Origin of the sequence: Vibrio sp. B1FIG11 (assembly GCF_905175335.1) — a bacterium.
GTDB lineage: Bacteria > Pseudomonadota > Gammaproteobacteria > Enterobacterales > Vibrionaceae > Vibrio > Vibrio campbellii.
This window is the reverse complement of record NZ_HG992751.1, coordinates 323,787-346,860: the sequence shown is the minus strand read 5'-3', so window position 1 is coordinate 346,860 and position 23,074 is coordinate 323,787. Positions and strand designations below refer to the sequence as shown.

Annotated in this window: 21 protein-coding genes, 1 pseudogene and 1 riboswitch; of the genes and pseudogenes, 10 read left to right on the top strand and 12 right to left on the bottom strand. The window is 46.6% G+C overall.

Annotation, left to right across the window (positions count from 1 at the left end; genetic code table 11):
• The 3 genes from thiB to mpl form a co-directional block, all read right to left on the bottom strand.
• Positions 1–993 carry a thiamine ABC transporter substrate binding subunit gene (gene thiB, locus KHO06_RS01680; protein WP_212582009.1) on the bottom strand — a complete coding sequence of 331 codons (993 nt, stop codon included), beginning with the start codon at positions 991–993 and terminating at the stop codon, positions 1–3.
• Between the two features lie 68 nt (positions 994–1,061).
• Positions 1,062–1,211: riboswitch (TPP riboswitch) on the bottom strand.
• A 32-nt stretch (positions 1,212–1,243) separates the two neighbouring features.
• Positions 1,244–1,873: a flavin prenyltransferase UbiX gene (locus KHO06_RS01675; RefSeq protein ID WP_212582008.1), complete on the bottom strand. Its 630-nt coding sequence runs from the start codon at positions 1,871–1,873 to the stop codon at positions 1,244–1,246.
• Between the two features lie 8 nt (positions 1,874–1,881).
• Positions 1,882–3,240: a UDP-N-acetylmuramate:L-alanyl-gamma-D-glutamyl-meso-diaminopimelate ligase gene (mpl, locus tag KHO06_RS01670; protein WP_212582007.1), complete on the bottom strand. Its 1,359-nt coding sequence runs from the start codon at positions 3,238–3,240 to the stop codon at positions 1,882–1,884.
• Between the two features lie 314 nt (positions 3,241–3,554).
• On the opposite strand from mpl, the gene fbp reads away from it, so the two are divergent.
• A complete protein-coding gene (fbp, locus tag KHO06_RS01665) occupies positions 3,555–4,571 on the top strand; it encodes a class 1 fructose-bisphosphatase (protein ID WP_005430527.1) in 1,017 nt (338 codons plus the stop codon).
• 125 nt (positions 4,572–4,696) lie between these two features.
• Positions 4,697–5,227 (top strand): inorganic diphosphatase, encoded by a 531-nt coding sequence (ppa, locus tag KHO06_RS01660; protein WP_038890881.1) that lies wholly within the window; start codon positions 4,697–4,699, stop codon positions 5,225–5,227.
• Positions 5,228–5,307: 80 nt separating this feature from the next.
• Here the strand turns inward: ppa and KHO06_RS01655 are convergent, their stop codons facing one another.
• The 5 genes and pseudogenes from KHO06_RS01655 to KHO06_RS01635 all read right to left on the bottom strand — a co-directional run bounded on the left by KHO06_RS01655 (position 5,308) and on the right by KHO06_RS01635 (position 12,048).
• The gene (locus KHO06_RS01655) at positions 5,308–5,667 is read right to left on the bottom strand and encodes a DUF2799 domain-containing protein (RefSeq protein ID WP_005430559.1); all 360 of its coding nucleotides are present in this window, start codon (positions 5,665–5,667) and stop codon (positions 5,308–5,310) included.
• Between the two features lie 16 nt (positions 5,668–5,683).
• Positions 5,684–6,022, bottom strand: a complete 339-nt coding sequence (locus KHO06_RS01650) for a DUF2799 domain-containing protein (protein ID WP_038890882.1) — start codon at positions 6,020–6,022, stop codon at positions 5,684–5,686.
• Positions 6,023–6,086: 64 nt separating this feature from the next.
• Positions 6,087–6,434: a gamma-glutamylcyclotransferase gene (locus tag KHO06_RS01645; protein ID WP_005430563.1), complete on the bottom strand. Its 348-nt coding sequence runs from the start codon at positions 6,432–6,434 to the stop codon at positions 6,087–6,089.
• A gap of 33 nt (positions 6,435–6,467) precedes the next feature.
• A pseudogene (locus KHO06_RS01640) lies at positions 6,468–10,339 on the bottom strand (translocation/assembly module TamB domain-containing protein).
• Positions 10,336–12,048, bottom strand: coding sequence for an autotransporter assembly complex family protein (locus KHO06_RS01635; RefSeq protein ID WP_212582006.1), 1,713 nt, complete (start codon positions 12,046–12,048; stop codon positions 10,336–10,338). The pseudogene KHO06_RS01640 and the gene KHO06_RS01635 overlap by 4 nt, the downstream one beginning before the upstream one ends.
• Positions 12,049–12,214: 166 nt before the next feature.
• On the opposite strand from KHO06_RS01635, the gene msrA reads away from it, so the two are divergent.
• Complete coding sequence (gene msrA / locus KHO06_RS01630; RefSeq protein ID WP_081234229.1) at positions 12,215–12,853, top strand: peptide-methionine (S)-S-oxide reductase MsrA; 639 nt, start codon at positions 12,215–12,217, stop codon at positions 12,851–12,853.
• A gap of 49 nt (positions 12,854–12,902) precedes the next feature.
• Here msrA and KHO06_RS01625 read toward each other — a convergent pair whose 3' ends face one another.
• Entirely contained in the window at positions 12,903–13,103 is a 201-nt protein-coding gene (locus tag KHO06_RS01625; RefSeq protein ID WP_005528565.1) for a DUF1107 domain-containing protein, read from the bottom strand.
• Between the two features lie 216 nt (positions 13,104–13,319).
• Between KHO06_RS01625 and KHO06_RS01620 the strand changes: the two genes are divergently transcribed.
• The 7 genes from KHO06_RS01620 to KHO06_RS01590 all read left to right on the top strand — a co-directional run bounded on the left by KHO06_RS01620 (position 13,320) and on the right by KHO06_RS01590 (position 18,961).
• Positions 13,320–13,871, top strand: a complete 552-nt coding sequence (locus KHO06_RS01620; RefSeq protein WP_005430577.1) for a YtfJ family protein — start codon at positions 13,320–13,322, stop codon at positions 13,869–13,871.
• Between the two features lie 164 nt (positions 13,872–14,035).
• Positions 14,036–14,335 carry a DUF2607 family protein gene (locus tag KHO06_RS01615; protein WP_191117780.1) on the top strand — a complete coding sequence of 100 codons (300 nt, stop codon included), beginning with the start codon at positions 14,036–14,038 and terminating at the stop codon, positions 14,333–14,335.
• Positions 14,336–14,433: 98 nt separating this feature from the next.
• Positions 14,434–15,147 carry a DUF2796 domain-containing protein gene (locus KHO06_RS01610; RefSeq protein WP_005430523.1) on the top strand — a complete coding sequence of 238 codons (714 nt, stop codon included), beginning with the start codon at positions 14,434–14,436 and terminating at the stop codon, positions 15,145–15,147.
• A gap of 52 nt (positions 15,148–15,199) precedes the next feature.
• Entirely contained in the window at positions 15,200–15,928 is a 729-nt protein-coding gene (locus KHO06_RS01605) for an ABC transporter ATP-binding protein (RefSeq protein ID WP_212582005.1), read from the top strand.
• Positions 15,925–17,184 (top strand): ABC transporter permease, encoded by a 1,260-nt coding sequence (locus KHO06_RS01600; RefSeq protein ID WP_212582004.1) that lies wholly within the window; start codon positions 15,925–15,927, stop codon positions 17,182–17,184. Before KHO06_RS01605 ends, KHO06_RS01600 begins: the two co-directional genes overlap by 4 nt.
• 5 nt (positions 17,185–17,189) lie before the next feature.
• On the top strand, positions 17,190–17,684 hold the full coding sequence (locus tag KHO06_RS01595) for a DUF3299 domain-containing protein (RefSeq protein ID WP_005430529.1): 495 nt from the start codon (positions 17,190–17,192) through the stop codon (positions 17,682–17,684).
• A gap of 371 nt (positions 17,685–18,055) precedes the next feature.
• Positions 18,056–18,961: a TIGR03899 family protein gene (locus KHO06_RS01590; RefSeq protein ID WP_212582003.1), complete on the top strand. Its 906-nt coding sequence runs from the start codon at positions 18,056–18,058 to the stop codon at positions 18,959–18,961.
• A 91-nt stretch (positions 18,962–19,052) separates the two neighbouring features.
• Here KHO06_RS01590 and cysC read toward each other — a convergent pair whose 3' ends face one another.
• The 3 genes from cysC to cysN all read right to left on the bottom strand — a co-directional run bounded on the left by cysC (position 19,053) and on the right by cysN (position 23,060).
• Positions 19,053–19,670: an adenylyl-sulfate kinase gene (cysC, locus tag KHO06_RS01585; protein ID WP_005430514.1), complete on the bottom strand. Its 618-nt coding sequence runs from the start codon at positions 19,668–19,670 to the stop codon at positions 19,053–19,055.
• Between the two features lie 24 nt (positions 19,671–19,694).
• Complete coding sequence (locus tag KHO06_RS01580) at positions 19,695–21,419, bottom strand: SLC13 family permease (protein ID WP_005528556.1); 1,725 nt, start codon at positions 21,417–21,419, stop codon at positions 19,695–19,697.
• A 210-nt stretch (positions 21,420–21,629) separates the two neighbouring features.
• On the bottom strand, positions 21,630–23,060 hold the full coding sequence (gene cysN / locus KHO06_RS01575) for a sulfate adenylyltransferase subunit CysN (protein WP_005528550.1): 1,431 nt from the start codon (positions 23,058–23,060) through the stop codon (positions 21,630–21,632).
• Between the last annotated feature and the right edge of the window lie 14 nt (positions 23,061–23,074).

Below are 23,074 nucleotides of genomic sequence, written 5' to 3'. Positions count from 1 at the left end.
TTAGAACGTCAATGCGCTTTGCCACTCGCGAATCCAAGTCTTGCGCATTTTCGCTACTTCATCTGCACTAAAGCTCAATGGTTTACTTGGTACGCTCAAGGTTTCAAAGCCTTTTGGTAATTCAACGTCAGTCACTGGGTACATCCAGTTGCCTGTTGGCATTGTAGATTGGAACTCATCACTCAAGATGAAATTCATAAACTCATCCGCAAGTTCCGCATTCTTTGAGCCTTTAACCTTAGCCGCTACTTCTACTTGCATGTAGTGACCTTCGGTAAAGTCTGCGCTGGCGTATTTCGCATCACCTTCTGCAATCAAATGGTACGCTGGAGAAGTCGTGTAAGACAGCACGAGGTCGGACTCACCGTTCAAGAACATCGAGTAAGCTTCTGACCAACCTTTGGTAACCGTAACTGTTTTCGTTGCCAGTTGCTTCCATGCTTGAGTCGCATCATCGCCGTAGATGGACTTCATCCACAACATCAAGCCTTGACCCGGCGTCGAAGTTCGAGGGTCTTGGTAAATCACTTTCAGATCATCACGCTCTTCCACCAGCTCTTTCATGCTTTTTGGAGGGTTCGCCAACTTCTCCTTGTTGTATACAAACGCGAAGTAGCCGTAATCGTACGGTACGAAGGTCTTATCATCCCAACCGTTAGGCAAGGTCGTCTTCGATGTATCAACATTGTGCTCAGCCAGAAGCCCAGTCTTTTTCGCTTCCGCCATCAGGTTGTTATCCAAACCTAACACGATATCCGCTTTGCTATTGTTTCCTTCCAAGCGAAGGCGGTTAAGGATTGAAACACCGTCATCCAGAGCAACGAAATTAACGTCGCAACCGCATTTGGCTTCGAACGCTTTTTCGACCTTAGGACCTGGTCCCCAATCGGCAGCGAAAGAGTCATACGTATAGACAGTTAGGGTGTTTTCAGCGGCAAACGCCGAAGTAGAAGTGATGGCTGCAAGGGCAATCAGACTAAGAGTGGTTTTCACTGCTCGCTCTCCATTTGCATTATTGACATGAATTGAGCGGCACAGGTTTGAGGCGGTATTTAGGACTTCCAATATCCAGACTCAATTCCTACGCCAGCATTATCTGGTTCAGGTAATACGGGTCCCTGTTTGCTCAACAACGTTAAGCGATTAGGTCTCAGCGCCCAATGGTATTGATAAGCTCAATGCCAAGTGGGTTTGCTCCCCGATGAGTTGGATGGATTGTAAAGGTCTTTTATTGATTACACAATCAACGTTGGTCATAACCCCAACGTGGCACTAAACCTTGCTCAATGCCAAGGTGATCAAGAATTCTCGCCACCATAAAATCTACTAAGTCTTCGATAGTTTTAGGTTGATGATAGAAGCCCGGCGCTGCCGGCATAATGGTGACACCCATTTGCGAAAGCTTGTGCATATTTTCAAGGTGCAGTGTTGAGAAAGGCGTTTCACGCACCACAAGCAGTAACTGTCCGCGTTCTTTCATTACTACATCAGCAGCGCGCTCAATCAAGTTATCCGACATGCCGTGTGCAATGGCCGCAACACTACCTGCAGAACATGGACACACCACCATTTGCTTAGGCGCCGCAGAGCCAGAGGCCACCGGCGAAAACCAGTCGTCTTTGCCACAAACGGTGATGTTATCTGGATTGCAATTAAGGTGCTCAACCAGCGCTTTTTGCGCCGCCTCAGGGCCACTTGGGAGTTTCAAGTCATGTTCGATCGCCATTACCACGCGTGCAGCCGAAGAGATCAACACGTAGACGTGGTAATCCGCTGCCACTAAACATTCAAGAAGACGAAGTCCATATGGGGCACCAGAGGCACCCGTTAGTGCTAATGTGATGGCTTTTTTAGGGGTTACTTTTTGCTGCATAGATGTAATTAAGCTTTTTGTTTCAGTTGTTCTAGAAGCTTGCCGTGGATGCCGCCAAAACCACCATTACTCATCACGAGAATTTGGTCGCCCGGTTGCGCTCGTTCGACGATTTTTGCGACAAAAGAGCCCATCTCTGCATCAACAAACGCAGGCTGTTTACACTGGTCTGCAATCTCTTGTACCGACCAATCAATGTTGTCTGGTTGGAAGAGGAACACCTCATCAGCACTGTGCAGAGAAGCCGCCAAAGTATTCTTATGCACACCACGTTTCATGGTCGCAGAACGAGGCTCTAAAACGGCAAGGATACGTTTTTCACCAACCTTGTTACGTAAACCGCCCAATGTCAGTTCAATCGCCGTTGGGTGATGAGCAAAATCATCATAAACCGTCACGCCCTGCTCTTCGCCTTTTAACTCTAAGCGACGTTTGGTGTTAATAAAACGACCAAGAGCCTGACAAGCCAGTTCTGGTGCAACACCAACATGACGCGCAGCTGCAATGGCCATCAAAGCGTTACCCACGTTGTGGTCACCAACAAGGTCCCAATCTACGACGCCCACTTTCTCGCCTTGCAGTGACACTTCAAATTTAGAACCATCGATAACCAGTTTGTGTGCTTGCCAATCACCGTCGACACCTGAGAACTGCTTTTCAGTCCAACAACCGCGCTCGATCACGTCTTGCAACGACTGATCTTGCTTCGGTGCCAAGATCAAACCGTTTCCAGGAACAGTACGCACTAAATGGTGGAATTGACGCTTAATCGCTTCAAGATCGTCGAAGATGTCTGCATGATCAAACTCAAGGTTATTCATGATCAAGGTACGTGGATGGTAATGAACAAACTTAGATCGTTTATCGAAAAAAGCACTGTCGTATTCGTCCGCTTCAACGACGAAAAACATGCTTTCACCCAAGCGTGCTGACACACCAAAGTTACCCAATACACCACCGACAAGGAAACCAGGCTGGTAGCCACAGTCTTCTAAAATCCAAGCTAGCATGCTTGAAGTAGTCGTTTTACCATGGGTACCCGATACCGCTAGAACCCAGCGATCGTGCAATAAGAACTCTTGTAACCATTGTGGACCAGAGGTGTAACGCATATTGGTATTCAGCACATGCTCAACACATGGGTTACCACGGCTCATCGCGTTACCAATAACCACGAGGTCGGGTTGAGGGTCAAGTTGAGAAGGGTCAAAGCCTTCAATAATTTCAATACCTTGAGACTCCAACAGGGTACTCATTGGTGGATAAACGTTGGCATCCGAACCCGTCACTTTATGACCTAGCTGACGCGCTAAAATTGCCGCACCGCCCATAAACGTGCCGCAGATACCCAAGATATGAATGTGCATAAACTTAACCTTGTAATGCGTTCTTTAATCCTTTCATTATCGTGATAACCACCAGAAAAGCGAGTGCCTTTCACCCTGTTCGTGCAGTCTCTTTCACAAATCTGACAAGGCTTAGGGCTGACTGACCAAGCATTAACCAAGCGGTTCACGTCTTATGCAATAAGACAAATAAATTGAGATCTCAGTCGGTTACTTCATTACCATTAATAAGATCTGCGACTTAAACTTACATCTAGCGCAATCGTTTAACATCCATAAAGAGATGCCCCCGTTGCGCGACACCCCCAACGAAATGAAAAATGTAAGGATAAACCATGTCAGGACTGCGCACCCTAGGCGAGTTCATTGTTGAGAAACAAGCGGATTTCCCCCACGCTAGCGGTGATCTTTCATCTCTATTAGCTTCTATTCGTTTAGCTGCAAAAATCGTAAACCGCGAAATCAATGCGGCAGGTCTTGGTGATATCACTGGCGCTGTAGGTACAGAGAACGTACAAGGCGAAGATCAGCAAAAGCTTGATGTATACGCGAACGACAAGTTCAAAGCAGCGCTCGAAGCACGCGACCAAGTGTGTGGTGTAGCCAGTGAAGAAGAAGATGAAGCGGTTGCGTTCAATAAAGAACTTAACCAAAACGCAAAATACGTTGTACTAATGGACCCACTCGATGGCTCATCAAACATCGATGTGAACGTGTCTGTTGGTACGATTTTCTCTATTTATCGTCGAGTTTCTCCTATTGGAACCCCACCAACAGAAGAAGACTTCCTACAACCAGGTCACAAACAAGTGGCAGCGGGCTACGTGATTTACGGCTCATCGACCATGCTGGTTTACACCACAGGTAATGGCGTAAACGGCTTCACTTACGACCCATCGATTGGCAGCTTCTGTCTATCTCATGAAAACATGATGATCCCAGAAGATGGCAAAATCTACTCAATCAACGAAGGCAACTACATCCGCTTCCCGCAGGGCGTGAAGAAGTACATCAAGTACTGTCAGGAGAATGTGCCTGAAGATGGTCGCCCATACACCTCTCGCTACATTGGCTCATTGGTTGCTGACTTCCATCGTAACCTGCTAAAAGGCGGCATTTACTTGTACCCAAGCACGCAAAGCCACCCTCAAGGCAAACTGCGCTTGTTGTACGAGTGCAACCCGATGGCATTCTTAATTGAGCAAGCTGGCGGTTTGGCGTCTGACGGTGTAAACCGCATTATGGATTTGAAACCTACCGAACTGCACCAGCGAGTGCCTTTCTTTGTGGGTTCAAAGAACATGGTCAACAAAGTCGAAGAGTTTCTTGAACTGAATCGCGAAGAAGACTAATTTCAGACCTTTGTCCAACGCGGCGGGTGTTTACCTGCCGCGTTTTTGTCGTTAAAGTGAACTGCGTAAATGTTAGCCAGATTAAGCCTTTCCACGCTTAATCCTCAATGAAAAGGAATATTCAAATGAGCTTAAATAACGTACCAGCAGGTAAATCACTGCCTGAAGATATCTACGTCGTCATCGAAATCCCTGCCAACGCGGATCCAATCAAATACGAAGTAGATAAAGACACTGGTGCTGTGTTTGTTGATCGTTTCATGTCTGCGCCAATGTTCTACCCATGTAACTATGGCTACGTGAACGATACTCTTTCTCTAGATGGCGACCCAGTGGACGTGCTGGTTCCGACCCCTTACCCATTAATGCCAGGTTCTGTGATTCGCTGCCGTCCAGTCGGTGTACTGAAAATGACAGATGAATCGGGTGAAGATGCGAAAGTCTTCGCTGTCCCGCACTCTAAAATCTCAAAAGAGTACGAAGGCATTCAAGATGTTGACGATATTCCAGAGCTACTCAAAGCCCAAATCACGCAGTTCTTTGAACGCTACAAAGAGCTTGAAGCGGGCAAATGGGTCAAGGTTGATGGCTGGGATGACGTTGCTGCAGCAAAAGCGGAAATCCTAGAGTCTTACGAGCGTGCTCAAAACAAATAATCGTAAGTAACAAATAACAAAAGAGCTGCCAATTGGCAGCTCTTTTTCGTTTTCATAACTTGGTTTAATCAACAACCGGTTTAATAGCCACCCGCCGTCGACAATCTGCCTGATTCATAATCGTTGTGGAAAAATGGGTCTAAATCATCGCAGATGCCATAGTAAGGAGCACCTTGTACGCCGAGAATATAAGCGCTTTGCTGACAATACTCTTCCTTACCCTCCTGGTAGCCAGTTTGGTAGGCCATAATGAGTTCAGGAGTGGCACGGTTAGTGTCATCTAACTTGGCAATACGGTCTTCGGACAACTCAAGCGAACCCTTCAGTGCTGTTTGTTTGCCGAAAGCTTGCCAGTCTGTCGCGTTAACAGAGCTGGGTAGTGTGGTTTGCGCACAAGCGTTGAGAAATAGAAGCATAGCGCCAATCGCGAATAGTCTCATCATTACTCCTCACTCATTAGTAGCGTTTGCTGCCTTTAGATGTACGCCCTAGTTCGTATTCTCGACGGAATCGATCATCTAAATCGTCACAAATGCCTCGGTAATAACGCCTGCTTTCACCGAGTGTGAAAGCGTCTTGTGCACAGTAATTAGCTCGACCGCTTTCATAGCCATTACTGTACGCCATATATAAATCGTCACCTTTGTTGAGCTCTTGCATGGAGAGTTTTGATTCACCCGCTTCCGCTCGCTGCATACCGTATTGTTGCCACTGCATGCTGTCGTTACTGCTCGGTGGTGTACTGTTTGAACAACCAACAAGAAGCAGTAGTATGATTGGAGATAGATATTTCATCGCAGACCTCCCAAGTCTTTGTTGTATATATCGTCAATGCATACGTTACTGCTCTCAGTATAGTTCACACCCTTTGGCACCAATCGCCAGAAGCAATCTCTTCCGTGAGTTGCTCAGTATCTTGGTATAAGTAGATCCAAGCTTGGCCAAATGGTGTCGCAATACTCTCTCTGCGGTACTCCACTGGCACATCTTCAAGCTTATCTAACTCGCTGAGTGTATCGTTATCAATTAAATACACTTCGCCTTGTATCGCTTTTTGCCCAGTCGACAACGCGGGATAACGACCTAAATCGTACAAAGCAAATTGGGCATCAGTCTCATGATGCCCGAGAAACTCAGCGGTTTTCAAAAAGTGATGATTGCACTCTCCTTTGCGTAAGGTGCCATACACAAATACCAAATGCTGCATAACCACTCCTTAGTTATGTTTTAAAAGCTAAGCTTAGTTGAATTCAAACTGGTAGAGCAGATCAACCGCACTATCGACGCCCGATACCGCCTCTAGGTACAAATCTTTCATCAAACGGTAACGAACAGTGAACTCACCCAACGAGGTAAAGATACCTACGCCGTACTTCACTTGCAGACCTGGCAAGATATAACCACTTACTGTCACCTGAGAGTCATCTCCCGAACCAGCCGTATCCAATTGCAAGTCTTGTACACCAAAAGCTTCACCGATTTCACCAACTACCTTGCCGCTCTTCGCCAAGCTTAGGCCGATCAACGTTGTAGTCATGGCGTTACCGCCCGACTCCGCATCGATATCTTGACCGCGCAATAGGTAAGACAGTGCGTTCGCTTGTGGCATCGCCGGATCCGAGAAAATTTCTACGGTCGGGTCACTTGCTGGGCCAGTTACTCGAACACCGGCTGTCACATCGTCTTGCGTGTTGTCTGGGTTACGAATCGCTTTGATTGATACGTAAGGCTGATCCGCAGGGCCATTCATCATGATCTTACCTTCTTCGATCACCAAGTCTTGGCCGAATGAGCGGTAAGAACCGTCGACGATATTCACTTCACCAACAATGAATGGACCTTTATCTTTTTGTGTCACATTCAAGTTACCTTGCAAGTCACCTTTTAGACCGAATGCAGACAATTGGAAGTCATCGCCAATCTTGATGTTGATGTCAGTTTCTACGTTAAACGGCAGCGCTTGCTCGCCATCGACAGGCTGCATATCTTTATTCAAGATAACCGTATCGCTCGACACGCCAACCGCACTTGGTGGCAACTCATCCACTAAGATACGACCCCACGGAAGATTAATGTTGCCTTCAACCTTGGCCAGTTGAGGCGTCACATCAATCGTCATATCTGGCTCGACTTTGATTCGCACCATTGGCGGCATATCGACTTTCAGCTCTTTTGCAAAAACACGAGCTTTGGTGTGCCAGTTTTCCAGATCGCGCCAATCCGCATCACCGTTAATTTCCAGCTTACCATCGGGTGTAATAATGCCTGCATCTAAATCTGCTTGATGCCCTCTGAAGTTAATCGCGACTTTGCCCGAGTTGATATCAATTGGCGTCACATCACCTTGCAACTTCATCTGGTCAATCAAGAACTGACCATTCACTTTCGGATGCATCACATCACCCGACAGAGCCAGATCCGTATTCATGTTCGCTTTGAATAGGCTGTACTCACCGATAAGTGGCGCTAAGAAGTCTAAATGGAACGTCGACAGCGACACTTTACCGTCAATAGTTGGGCTCTCTGACGAGACATCATTTAACGACACCTTACCGGATAAATCGCCGTTGTCTGTAACATCAAATAACCACTCAGCATTCAGTTTATCTTGGGCTAACTTAGCTTTTAGGCTGACACTGTCCCAGCCGACCTTAATTGGCTGTTCTAGCGCTTGCTCAACCTGACCTTTCGGCATCTCCACATTTACCGTCACTTCCGGTTTCATGTCTGGTGCCCATTTTGCGTCAGCATTCGCGTTCACCGAGCCTTGAAGCTTGGTCTCTGCTGGCAAGAACTGTTTAATTTGGTCAAAGTCAAAGTTAGTGATGGCTAACTTCGCTTCACCGCTCTTACCAACACTGATGTCTTCCGTTAGACACACTTTTGAGTTTGCTTGCAACCAACAATGTGCCTGTACATTCGCAATCTGCTTATCGATGTTAACCTTAACTGCCGTTGATTTTTGTAGCGCCCAAGGGCCTTGAGGGGTACTTAGCGTTAAGCGACGCAATGCACCATCCCAGATCATTTCTGGCTTTTGCTTGAAGCTACCTTCGATCTCTAAACTACTTGAAACAACGTCTGAAACCACATCCAACGTGAGTTGATGCAGCTTCTCATCTCCTGTCACTTCAAGGTCCGCACTATCGATTTTGATGTCATCGTAAGTGATATTTTTCGCAATTAGGCTGACATCAGCTTTCGGCGCAGGCAGTGGAGTCACATCGCCTTTCAGCGTAATGGTTTCTACCTTCGCTTGTTGTTGCCAATTCACTTGGTTAAGCGCGAGATCTAAGTTGATGTCTGGCTGTTTCAGGCTACCACGAAGTGCGATATTACCATTCATCTTACCGCCAAGGTCCGGTACGCTTTTCGCGAAATCGGGGAAGTTAACTTCAACATCCATCAAGATCTGTTTGTCGATCTTACCTTTTGCTCTCAATGAGTTGGGGCCATGGGACAAAGCTAAACCTTGTGTATTGAGCTGAATATCCTCGCCTTTACCCGTCTTGTCAGATGCCTTTAGCTGACCTTCAATATTCAGCGGGTAGCCACGCAGAATACCGTCGATGTCCAGTTTAGGCAGACTCACTTGCCAGCCACCTTGATCGGTTAGTGAGCCTAAAGTCGATAGACTACCGCTGATATCACCTTCAGCTTCTCGCCATTGTAAACCTGGCTGAATGTTCTTCAGGTTTAGATCGGCTTGCCAGTTGATTGGCGCAGCCCAGTTGGCCATCACCTTACCCGCTAACTCACCACCTAGCGTTTTGACAACAATGCTGCCTAAATCAATCTGTTCTAGGGTACCTTTACCGTTTAACGCCACATCCACAGCAGGAATATCTTTACCTGATGCCTTGGCATCTAACGCAACGGTGTAGCCCTCTAGTGAACCTTTGGCAACTAGGCTAGGAACAGAAACTTGGTAATCGCTCTTACCACTCAATGGCCATTGCGCAGCAACATCTTTCAGCTTGATATCAATGGTAACTCAGGTTTAAGCGGTTGAATTTGACCTTCAATCGTCGCTTTCACCAAGTCAGACAGCGTCGCCTGCAATGATAAATCGCCAACCGAGCCAGACGCAGAAAGCGATAGTTTCTGCCCCTTTACGTCCGCTTGTTTAACCAGAGCGTCAATCTGCGCTTGAATTGGGTAATCGGCCGATAATGTCACTTGCGTACTTAGCTGGCCTTCGACTTCTGGCATATCAAGCTCTAGCGTTTTGACATCGACGTTATCACCACCAGCCGTTGCCTCTAGCCCTAAGTGGTGAACAATCACAGGTGTGTCACCAGCTAATTTAAAGTCATGAATATCGAGACGTTTTGCTTCAACGGTCAGTGGAATCCATACCTCAGGCAGCACTATCCCTTCTGGCTTCGTTTCAGCTGTAGGTTTAGCTTTCTCTGTAGCTCGAGTTTTCGCCTCTTTAGGCTGGCTTTCAGTTGCCTTTGGTGTCGCTTTAGCTTGCTCGCTCTTGGCCTTTGGTTCCGAATCTGCTGCTTGTGATGGCTTCTCTTCTGTGGCTTCGTCACTTGGTGCAAGTGCCACATTGATAGCTTTCAATGCCGTTGGAGCAATCACCAAGCGGTCACCTTGCATCGACAATGCGGTAGAGAATTCTTGCCAATCAACCTTGTTACCTAAGATGTTCAGGTTAATGTCGTTAAAGCTGACTTTATTGACGAAGATTGGCACTGGTGTGCTGATGGAGTGCAGCGGTGGTGTTTCTTCTTCCGGCTCATCACTTGCCGGTGGCAACTCTGGCATTTGGAAGTTAACACCCTGCAGCGCGAGCTCATCCACACACACTTTAGGGTCAAAGAAACAACGGAAGTTCATCGCTAACGTTAAGCTTTCCACCTTAGCATCAACATGGAGAGACTCATCCACAAAGCTGACGTTATGCAGCGCAAAACGTGGGAATAGTGAGCCTTGAATTTGCTCGACTTTAAGTTGCGGTAACGCTTTTTCTGCCCCCCAAAGTGCCAACTTTAGACCTGGGTGGGTAAATAGAATGGTGCCGACTAAAATCGCCAGCAACACAATAAGAGTCAGTAGACCGATTGAGAACCATTTCGTCCACTTCAGTGTTGTTTTCATCATAGCTCTGGCCCCAAAGAGAAGTGGATACGGAATTCTGGATCTGGCTCGGCGTCTAGGCCCCAAGCAAAGTCAAAGCTCACCGGACCGACCGGTGATGCCCAGCGGATACCGACACCCGCACCCGATTTCCATTCAGGGGTTTTATTAAATGCGTCACCAATGTCGTAGAATACCGCCCCCCACCAGTTGCCATGCACACGATACTGGTACTCTAACGTACTGGTTACCATGTATTTCGCACCGGTCAATGCGCCACTCGAGTCTGTTGGTGAGATCGATTCGTAGCCGTAACCACGAATGTTGTTGTCACCACCAGCGAAAAAACGCAGCGATGGCGAGAGTTTTTCAAATTCATCAGTGACGTTGGCGCCACCTTCAAGGCGGAATAAACCACGGTGGTTTTGTCCGATACCACGAATCCAAGATGTGCGACCTAACAAACGAAGTACGCGAGTTTCAGACAACAACGCCGGGTCACCGTATTCAACCGTCACACTCTGTTTATCGCCCCACATTGGCATGTTACCGCCACGAGTCCGTGTGCGAGAAAACGAGGCACCAGGTAAAACAAACTGCACACCATCTTCTTGCAAACCTTGCGAGAAGTTTTCGTACAAGTGACGAACATACAACGTTTTGTGCCAACCACCATCGGTGATCCAGTGACGTTCTACCGCGAGATTCGATTCCAAACTTTCCGTATTGCGGTTATCGAGATGCTTCAAACCAAACTGAAGTTGGTAGTATTCGTGCAATACATCATCAAGTGGGATCTTGTAGCCAGCCGTGATGGTCTGCTCTGGTTTAGACAGAGAAAGCGCGGTATCAAAGCTGTGGCCTCGCGCACTCACCCATGGTTTTTTCCATTTCAGCGTACCGCGCACACCAGTATCGGTAGAGTAACCAATACCCGTTTCAATTTGGTTTTTCGCAGCAGGAGCAAGTGAGACTTTGATTGGTAGGTCTCGACCATCATCTAACTTGGTGAGATCAGGCTCAACAAATACCGATGAGAACCAATCCGTATTCGAAAGGTTCTGGTTATATTCACCCACTTCAGAGACCAAGTAAGGCTCACCGGTTTTAAATGGGCGCAAAGAATCAACGCGATCTTCCCAGATCTGACTACCCAAAATTTCAACCGTACCAAAGTGATAACGGATACCACTGTCATAGTGCAGACGAACGTTAGCTTCATTAAGCTCTGGCACCACCTCTAAACGGCTCAATTTAAAGTCACCGTTAAAGTAGCCACGCTGCAACGCTAAGTTACGAATGCCCGATTTTAGAGCGTCGTATTCCCCTTGGTTTAGGATTCGACCTTCTTTCAAACGTGATTTTTTGATCAGGTTCGTGAATTCTTCATCTTCCCCCGCCTCACCTGAAATCACTACGTCCATTTCTTTGATTCTGACAGGCTCGCCCGGTTTGATGTTGACGATCAATTCATCATTATCTTTCGTAATAGTGTATGAAATTTTCGCATGATAATAACCAAGCGCATTGAGCGCTTCAGTGATACTTTGTTCCAATCGCGCCTGAAAGCGCAACGACGTGGAGTAATCGTCTTCTGGAATGGAAGACAAGTAAGCGTTCACATTATCTTCTAGCGCGCCATCAATGCCCTTTATCTTTAAGGAAACATCGGCGTAAGCGCTATGAGAAAAGGCAAGTAGACTGACAATGATCGGGGTAGCTTTTCTTATCATGCTTTTTAGCTGGATGAGGTTAAATAAACGTAAACAATAATAACGCCAATTGAAGGCTAAGTCTGTAATATTAATAGGTTTACCACGGTCTATGTCATCACAACATCATATTCAGACTGAATATAATCATTCGCAAAATTAAGACTCGTATTGAAGGACAAATACCATGCTCAACAAACAGACAATGATCAGTATAGAAGATGCGCTGCCAGGTAGAGAGGCATCAATGCAAATCGATGACACGCATTTTGTAAATCAATCGAGTTTAACGGCACAGCCGCAAGCTCACCAACAACAGATTTTATTGGGAATGGGTTGCTTCTGGGGAGCAGAACGATTGTTCTGGCAAATTGAGGGCGTGGTATCCACATCCGTCGGTTACGCAGGGGGTTACACACCAAACCCAACGTACGAAGAAGTGTGCACAGGCAAGACAGGACATACCGAAGTGGTCCGAGTGGTCTTTGATGATCGCGTGATTTCTCTTGAGCATTTGCTTGCCGCATTTTGGGAAAAGCACGACCCAACTCAAGGGATGCGCCAAGGCAACGACTTAGGAACTCAATACCGCTCTGCGATTTACACCTATTCACAAGAACAGCAAGACGCAGCCGAACGTTCAAAGGTCCAGTATCAGCAAGCTCTGCAAGAAGGTCAACGCTCAGCCATCACGACAGAAATTGAACCTGCTGGTCCGTATTACTTCGCTGAAACTTACCATCAGCAATACCTAGCGAAAAACCCGAACGGCTACTGTGGTTTAGGTGGCACTGGGGTTTGTTTCCCACCAAGCCTTCAAGGTTAAGCCTAAACTAAAAAGAGCGACGAAAGTCGCTCTTTTACAATTCTTGTCATTACACTGGGAGAGATAAAATTGCTTGATTTACTTCTCTAAATACAGAGAGTTGTTGGGGGTTTTTGATATCAGGCAACAGCACCTTTCCGTTATCAAAACGGAACTGACCAACACCTGCAATTGAAAACTGACCTTTGAATAAAGTCTTAACGAAACGCGCCACCTGACGTGGACGGTAAACAGCAAACTCACGTAGCATAACCACCTCAATATCCTTTTGAGAAAACACCGATTGCTCTTTCCATGGCAACCTTTATGCGCAATTTGCGACAGGGTTCATTCTATCAAATTCCTTTCTCAAAGCAACAAAATTAAAACATCATACGTTAAAAAATTGTTATAAACGGTTCTACATTTTTATTCACTGTAAGTATATACTTGGAAAGTCTCACACCCCCATATGGAACATAACAATATGAAAACTAAGACTCTCCTCCCTTTTTTCCTTGCTCTTGCTCCGGGTCTAGCACTGGCTCACAACTTATCAGTTGGTGAAAGCGTGCCAGCGGCGAAAGTAGACGCCTACGGTGAAATCGTATTGCAAGGTGAAGGCGTGGCTTATCAACCTTGGGCTACGCAACAAATGCTCGGTAAAGTCCGTGTCATTCATGCAATCGCAGGGCGCAGCAGCTCAAAAGCAATGAACGCACCACTAATGACAGCGCTAACTGAAGCGAAATTCCCGGAAGATGCTTACCAAACCACGACCATCATTAACCAAGATGATGCCGTTTGGGGAACTGGTTCATTTGTCAAATCATCGGCGCAAGACAGCAAACAAGAATTTCCTTGGTCATCAATGGTCTTAGATGAAAATGGTGTAGTGGCAAATAGCTGGGCTCTACAAGAAGAAAGCTCAGCCATCATTGTGCAAGACAAGCAAGGTAAAATTCTCTTCATCAAAGAAGGGGCTCTCAGCACGGATGAAATCAACCAAGTTCTTGGTCTAATCAAGCAAAATATCTAGTCTTAATTGCTCCTTACCGTCTTTAGGTGAGGAGCAAACTCCCGAAAACTTGCTTCTAAGTTATTATTTCATCACAGATAATCCATCTCCATTTCATAAAAGAATGAACTTTTCTGCCGAATGGGTGTTATATTATAACACTAGGTATCGTTTCGGGCTTTAAGATGCACTATCGCTGGCAAGCAATCTCACATCATTGGCGTCGCACTGTGGTCTTACTCAGTGTTGCGTTACTGATCGCTTGGAATTTTGCCACTATCGCTCATCAACTTGACCTAGTCCCGGAGCACCATAGCCACCATCATTGCCAAATGTTTGCTGGCTCGCATCATGGTCTGGTTAAGGCTCAACCAGAGCTTCTCGCACCAACTTATCAACGCTCGACATACTCAGACGTAATCAAAAAACGTTCAAATGTCAGTGATGTGCGTTATACAGCGCGCGCGCCGCCTATTTTTGCTTAAACTTAAGAAGCCTCCATACTAGAAATTAAACGAGTTGCTAACTACATGATTTAAATTAGCAATTTCAATAAAACATTTAAGCAAATTAGGAAAAGAAAATGCCTTCTAAACACGCTCTGGCTCTTGTTATCGGCCTATCTCTAGCTGCAACTGCAAACGCAGAAGAATATCGTCAACACGAAGCACACGTGCATGGTCACGTAGAATTCAATATTGCTCAAGATGGTAAAGACTTACTGATCGAAATCACTTCTCCAGGCGCGGACGTTGTTGGCTTTGAGCACGCACCTGAAAACGCAGAACAAGAGAAGGCACTTGGCGATGCTGTTGCTGCTCTAAAAAACACCGACCAGTTGTTTGCTATCAACAAACAAGCGAAATGTGTAATTGAAGATGTTCACGTATCCCACACCCTAGGCCAAGATTCTCATGAAGGTCATGAACACCACGACCATGAGGGCCACGATCACGATAAGCATGACCACGAAGGTCACGATCATGACAAACATGACCATGACAAGCACAAAGACCATGATCACGACGAACATGCACATGATGATGACCACCACGATCACGAAGGTCATGAACATCACGACGAGCATGAGGGTCACGATCATGAACACGGCGGCCACGGTGAATTCACAGCAGAATACCGCTACCACTGTGACTCTGTTGCCGATCTAAACAGCATCAATACCACTTGGTTCAAGCAATTCCCTGCAACAGAATCAATCAGTGCAAACCTATTCACTGACACCACTCAGTCTGCGACTAGCCTAAGCAAAGACAACGCAAAGATCGCAATTAAATAAATCACATGGCGTGTAAGTACTTACTTACACGCCATTGCTTTGGTAATTTATTATGACTGAAACCACGTCAAACGTTGTTGAGCTCTCTAATGCCCAGTTTGTCTGGCCCGGCTCTGAAAACGCGACCATTAACATCCCCCAGTTACACATTGCTCAAGGCGAGCATGTCTTTATCAAAGGCCCAAGCGGCTGCGGTAAATCGACTCTGCTTGCCCTGTTAACAGGCATCAATACGCTCACATCCGGTTCACTATCTGTATTAGACATCGATATCGCGAGTTTGAGAGCGAGTCAAAGAGACAAGTTTCGCGCCGATCACATTGGCTATATCTTCCAACAATTCAATTTGTTGCCTTATCTCAATGTGATAGAGAACGTTCTTATTCCATGCCAATTCAGTAAAATTCGCCGCGACCGCGTTACTCCAAATGCTTCAACGACATCACTGGAAGAACAAGCGACGACGCTACTGGAGCGTTTGCGTTTACCTAAAGCCCTGCATGACAAACCGGTATCAGAGCTCAGTATTGGTCAGCAACAACGTGTCGCAGCAGCGCGTGCTTTGATTGGTCAGCCTGAACTGGTGATTGCCGATGAGCCCACATCGGCACTCGATCATGACAACCGCAAAGCATTCATTGAACTCTTGATGGAGCAAGCCAACCTTGCCAACGCGACGTTGGTCTTCGTCAGTCATGACCCGACACTAGAATCCTTATTTGACCGAACACTTAATCTGCCTGAAATCAATCAAGCGCATAACCCAGGAGCCGCATCATGAGTGCTGTTGTAAAGCTCGCTTGGAAAAGCCTGATGAACCGTAAAGCGACCGCTATTCTCACCATCATGACGGTTGCCATTTCTGTTGTTCTATTATTAGGCGTAGAACGCATTCGAACCCAAGCCAAAGATAGCTTCGCTAATACTATTTCTGGAACTGACCTAATTGTCGGAGGTCGCTCAGGACAAGTGAACCTGCTGCTGTACTCAGTATTCAGAATCGGCAATGCCACCAACAATATTGACTGGAAGAGCTACCAAGAGTTTGCGAACCACCGAGCCGTCGATTGGGCAATCCCAATCTCGTTGGGTGATTCACACAAAGGCTTTCGAGTGATGGGCACCAACCACAGCTATTTCGAACATTATAAGTACGGAAGTAAGCAACCACTCACCTTCTCTGAAGGTCGAGAATTCAATGGCTTATTTGAAACCGTACTTGGCTCTGATGTTGCAAAACAACTCGGCTATAAAATTGGTAGCGAGATCATCATTGCCCATGGCATCAGTGATGTTGGCTTTAGTCGTCACGATAACTTGCCATTTAAAGTTGTCGGTATTCTGGCTCCGACAGGCACGCCAGTGGATAAAACCGTCCACGTTTCCCTAGAAGCGATTGAAGCAATTCACGTCGGTTGGGAAAGTGGCGCTCGCTTGGGCCCGACACCAAGTGCCGCAGACCTCAAAGCCAGAGATTTTCAACCAAAGCAGATCACTGCGATGCTGGTCGGGTTGAAGTCACGCATCCAGACTTTTGCTCTGCAAAGACAAATCAACACTTATCCGAAAGAGCCTCTTAGTGCCATCATGCCGGGCGTCGCTCTGCATGAATTATGGGGAATGATGTCGGTTGCGGAACAAGCACTGATGGCAGTCTCAGGCTTTGTAGTCGTGGCAGGTTTATTGGGTATGTTGAGTAGCTTGCTGACCAGCTTACAAGAACGCCGCCGTGAAATGGCCATCCTGCGCGCAATGGGGGCAAGACCTAAACACGTCTTCTCGCTACTGATCAGTGAAGCAAGTTTACTCACGTTTGCTGGCATCATTACCGGCGTTGCGGGCTTGTATTGCATTCTTGCCCTCTTGCAACCAATAATCCAACAAAGTTATGGTATACACCTAACCTTAACGGCACTGTCGCCGTATGAATGGATGTTGCTTGGCTTTGTACAGTGTGCAGGTATTGTGATTGGCTTCATCCCAGCATTCCGTGCTTACCGACAATCGCTCAGTGATGGAATGACAATTAGGATTTAGTAAAAATGTGGAAAAAAATACTCGCTAGCTGTTTGCTACTGATTTCCTTCACTGCACCAGTAATGGCCAGTGACGAACCGCTGAAACTCGATTGGATTGATCTTGTGCCAGAGAATGAGCGCAAGATGTTCGACAGTGTCGGCATGCCAGCTACAGACCACAACGGTGGGGCGGCACTTCAATCTAAGATTGGTAATGTTCGTCCTGAGCTTAACGGCAGCAAAGTGAAAATCCCAGGCTTCGTGATCCCATTAGAAGGTGATGCGAATACGGTGACGGAATTCTTATTGGTGCCATACTTTGGCGCTTGTATCCACGTTCCACCACCACCACCAAACCAGATCATTTATGTCAAATTCCCGAAAGGTGCACCAGTACAGGAGCTATGGGATGTCATTTATGTGGTGGGAACTCTGAAAACTGAAACGATCGAACATGAGTTGGCAGAAACGGCCTACGTGATTGAAGGCTCATCAATTGAAGCCTACGATGATATGTAGCTTGTTTGATAGCTAATAACTTGGTTGATAATCAATAACTCAGTTGATTAGTAGAATAGATACACTAGGCGTCGCTTCGGCGCCTTTTTTATGCCTGCCAGATATATATTTCGTTATACGATATAGCGAGACAAATACGCGAGTATACCGACATACAAAACCAAAAGTAGCGCTATCGACAGGTGTTTTCTCAGTTTGCTTACGTCTGAATATCTCATCACCCCTCCCAAATAATGATAACAATTTTAACAACTCATTATCATTTTGAATAGCCCTATTCTGTCAAAATCCGGACATGCCTCTCTGGTCGAGAAAACAGGAAAGGTGTAAATTTAAGCAAGTGCTAATCGCCAGCCTTGGTAGGAAATAAAATGGCAGAACCAACAAAGCAACATGTTGTTATTGAACACGAACCCACACAACAAAAACACACTCACCACGAAAAGAAGTCTGGCTACATCAAAGACAGTGCGAGCCGTGTTCAAAGCATTGCTCAAATCTACGGATTAGATGCTTTGTTGCAAAACGATCCTCCAGCTAAAACTGCGCTTGAACGCGCTCAGTTACGTGAACAACGCCGCCAAGAACAGAGACAAAAGAACTTAGAGCAGATCCTCAAACTGGCGCACAGCTCATGTCGAGATGAGACCGCTGGTGAGCCAGACCAAGACTGGTTGTATCGTTTTTTCGATATGGCGCAAGACATCCACAACAGCTCAATGCAAAAGCTCTGGGCGCAAGTCATGAAGCGCGAAGTGACCAACCCCGGCTCAACTTCGATGAAAGCACTTAAAGTGTTGAAAGACATGTCGCCAAGAGAAGCCCAAACTCTGCAACGTGCCGCGACGCTAGCGTGCAGTTTTGGTGGAGATAGCAGTCGCAAACTGCTGATTGGCTACAAAGCGCATGGCGGGATGTTCAGCTTTGGCAAACGCGACACCACCAGCAACCTTAATATGGGCAGCTTCCAACTGCCTTATTCGAGCTTGTTAGTGTTGATTGAACTGGGACTGCTGCACAGCACTGAACTAGAGTCAGGAGAGATTGGTATTGAAACGCCTTTGATGCTCACCTATCAAGGTAAAAACTTATCACTGCAGGTAAATACCAAAGGCGTGCGCCTGTTGTACTACCGCTTTACTCCGACAGGTAATGAGTTGTGTAAGCTGCTTGGTAACAAGCCTAATAATCAATACTATGACCAGATGCTAGCGCTTCTAAATCAAAGATTTAGCGTTCATAGCGAAGCCAAAACCACAGTAAACCACACCGTTTAGTACATAAAAAAGAGCTTTTGGTCACCTATGATCCAAAAGCTCTTTTAACTGCTCAGTGACTTTTTGGCTACCTATGATCCAAATGCTTTTTTTATCGGATCACACCGCGTTGTCTAAGGTCGATTAAACACAACTCTACCAGCTCTTCGACACTCTTTTCGCCGGCTGGCAAATCAATTTCTGGGCTTGCTGGAGCTTGGTATTCAGAGTCAATACCGGTGAAATTCGGGATTTCTCCTGCGCGTGCTTTTTTGTACAAGCCTTTCGGATCGCGACCTTCACACACTTCTAAAGAAGCATTGACGAACACTTCAATAAACTCGCCCTCTGGCAACAGATCACGCACCAATTGACGCTCTGCGCGGTGAGGAGAAATAAATGCCGACAGAACGATCAAACCCGCGTCTGCCATCAGTTTCGCCAGTTCACCAATGCGACGAATGTTCTCGCGACGGTCTTGCTCAGAAAAGCCTAAATCGCTGCACAAGCCATGACGAACATTGTCGCCATCGAGCAAATAAGTGTGATAACCCAGTTCGGCTAAGCGATTTTCCAATGCGCCTGCTACTGTTGATTTGCCTGCACCAGATAGCCCAGTAAACCAAAGTACCGCAGGCTTCTGCTTTTTTAATCCAGCACGAAACTGTTTATCAACCGAGTGCTGATGCCAAACGATGTTTTCATCTTTTACCGGAGTTTCGGCAGTCATAACGTATCCTTGTAAATTTACAGATTAAAACGGAAAGAAGACCGGAATCAGCGTCAGTACTAGTACTGAATACACGATGGAAATCGGCACGCCGATTCGCACATAATCGGTCAATTTGTAATTCCCTACGCTGTATACCAACAAGTTGGTTTGGTATCCGTAAGGAGAAATAAAACTGGCACTGGCGCCAAACAGCACCGCCATAATGAAAGGCATTGGGTCAACGCCATAACCTACCGCCATGCTGTAGCCAATAGGGAAAGACAGCGCCGCCGCTGCATTGTTGGTCACGAGCTCAGTTAGCACTAAAGTCATAATGTAAGTAGCGACTAGCGCGCCAAACACACCCCAGCCATTAAAGGCTTCAATAAACATATCGCCCATTCGCACCGATAAACCAGATGTAATCATCAGCTGGGCGATAGACAACGCCGAGCCCACAATCACCACAATATCGATTGGGAAACGACGACGAAGTTCGGAAAGTTGAATCACGCCAAAGGCCAGCAGAGCTATCAAATAAGCCGCCAGACCTTTGATAATCGGTACAAGCTCTAGCAACGCACAGCCAATCACTGCTGCAAAACCAAATAACACCAAAGCCGATTTGTTGGCGTCTAAACGCGCGCTGGAATCCAGATCGTTCACCAATACAAACTCTTTACGGTGAGCTCGACGTTCCGTCTCAAAGCGCTTACCGGGCACCAAAACTAACGTATCGCCCGCAGCTAAAGTGATGTTACCTAAGCCACCTTCAAGACGTTCATGGCCACGACGAATCGCCACAACCACCGCATCAAAACGATCACGGAAGCGGCTCTCTTTCAGTGTTTTATGACAGAAAGTCGCCGATGAACTGACTACCACTTCAATAAAGTTCTGTCCGTTAAGGTGCTGATGGCCAAACAGCGTTAAACCTGGAATTTCTTGCAATGTTGCGACACTCTCTACATCGCCACAGAACAACAGCCGGTCTTTAGCGTTGAGGACAAAATCAGGTCCAACAGACGGAACCGTCACACCATCGCGAATTACTTCAGCAAGGAACAACTTTCTCAGGGCACGCAGGTTATTTTCGGTAATGGTGCGCCCAACCAGCGGCGACCCCGGTTCAACTCGAGATTCTAAGAAGTAAGGTAAATCTTCTTGGCTTTGGTCATCGTAATTGGGCAACAGATAACTCAGCGGAATAAGAATAAGCACACCACCCACCAACACCGCTAAGCCAATCATGGTTGGAGTAAAGAAGCTCAAGCTTGGCAGGCCGGCATCTTCAACAAAACTGTTGATGATTAAGTTGGTCGAGGTTCCAATCAACGTCAAAGTGCCGCCAAAAATCGCCGCATAAGAGAGTGGAATCAGAAGTTTAGAAGGCGCATGTTGTTGGTTGCGTTTAATCGCACCAATTAACGACACCACAACCGCGGTGTTATTTGTGAAAGAAGAAAGTAAAGCGGTAGAAAAGCCCAACTTGGCAATCACACTGCCGAGATGGCCTTCAGAAATACTGCGACTGACCCAACTGATCAATAAGGTTTTTTCTAATGCGCTCGATGCGAGGATCAGCAGCACTAGGGTCAGAAGTGAAGAATTAGTAAAGTTTGCCGCAATGGTATTGAGCTCAATCATCCCCGCCATAAACGCAATGAAAGCAGCTCCTGCAAATACGTAACTTGGTTTAATTTTGGTTACGAGTAAACAAGTGATAATGCCAAGCAAAATCGCTAATACAAATCCTTGTTCCCACATAGCCAATCCTTACCAATAAACCCGATACGGGCACAACAACGACTCGTGCAAACTTAGCTGCACGGAGTGACAAACGAGTAACCAGACAAAAAAGCAAAGCAAGCGAAAAAGAACGCCAGAATGCTCGGTTTCTTGGGCTTCCGGAGCATTCTGGATTCGGGGGAAATCAGCCTGACGGGTTTCGCAATCCAGTCAGGCTAGGTGAACCAATTACTTCTTCAATAACTGGCTCAGGTCTTTAGCTTCCCAATGCGGGAAGTGCTTACGAACCAAAGCATTGAGTTCAAGTTCGAACGCTGAAACATCCGCAAGACCACGCTCAACAGCCGCTAGGCTTTCTTTCACCATGCCTGCACCAACCGTTACATTGGTTAGGCGGTCGATGATGATGAAGCCGCCAGTATCGGCACAATCTTGGTAGTTATCCAAGGCGACAGATTCGTTCAGCGACCACTCACACAAGCCAATGCCGTTAAGTGGCAATTCAGCTGCACCGTGAGTCGAAAGGTTGTTGATGTCGTACTGGTGACGAATCGCTTCAACATGACCAACCGTCTTCTTACCAGCAATCTTAATGTCGTAATCACGACCCGGTTGCAACGGTTGCTCCGTCATCCACACTACGTCCGCCAACAAGTGGTTAGTTGACTCTACTTGTGCGTTTTCTAGCACCAGCAAATCACCACGACTGATATCGATTTCGTCATTCAGAGTCAACGTCACAGCCAGACCGGCTTGTGCTTCCTGTACATCACCATCAAAAGTCACAATACGTGCAACGGTTGAGGTTTTGCCTGATGGCAGCGCCTTAATCGCATCGCCTACTTTCACCGAACCCGATGAAATCGTGCCAGCAAAACCACGGAAATCGAGGTTAGGACGGTTTACATACTGAACAGGAAAACGGAAGTCGCCTTCGCCTTTCTCATGGTCAACATCCACAGTCTCAAGTAACTCAAGCAGAGACGGACCTTCAAACCAGCTTAGGTTCTGTCCTTTCTCTACTACGTTGTCGCCTTCTAGCGCTGACAACGGAATGATCTGGATATCCGTCTCACCCGCTAGGTTTTCTGAGAACTGTAAGTACTCATCACGGATCTCTTCAAAACGTTCTTGTGAGTAATCCACCAAGTCCATTTTGTTGATAGCAACAACGAAGTGTTTCAAGCCCAGTAGGTTAGAAATGAATGAGTGACGACGCGTTTGGTCCAACACACCTTTACGTGCATCAACCAGAATCACAGCTAAATCACAGGTCGATGCACCTGTTGCCATGTTACGCGTGTATTGCTCATGCCCTGGCGTATCAGCAATGATGAACTTACGTTTCTGCGTCGAGAAGTAACGGTAAGCCACATCAATGGTGATGCCTTGCTCGCGTTCTGCTTGTAGACCATCTACCAGCAATGCCAAATCTGGCTTTTCACCCGTGGTGCCTACGCGTTGGCTATCCGAGTGAACTGCTGCTAGCTGATCTTCATAAATTTGTTTTGAGTCGTGGAGCAAGCGACCGATTAGGGTACTTTTACCATCATCTACCGAGCCACAAGTCAGGAATCTAAGTAACGACTTGTACTGGTGTTGTTTTAAATAGCCTTCAATACCAAGCTCGGCTAATTGAGCTTCAACTGCACTGTTCATTATCTTTCCTTAGA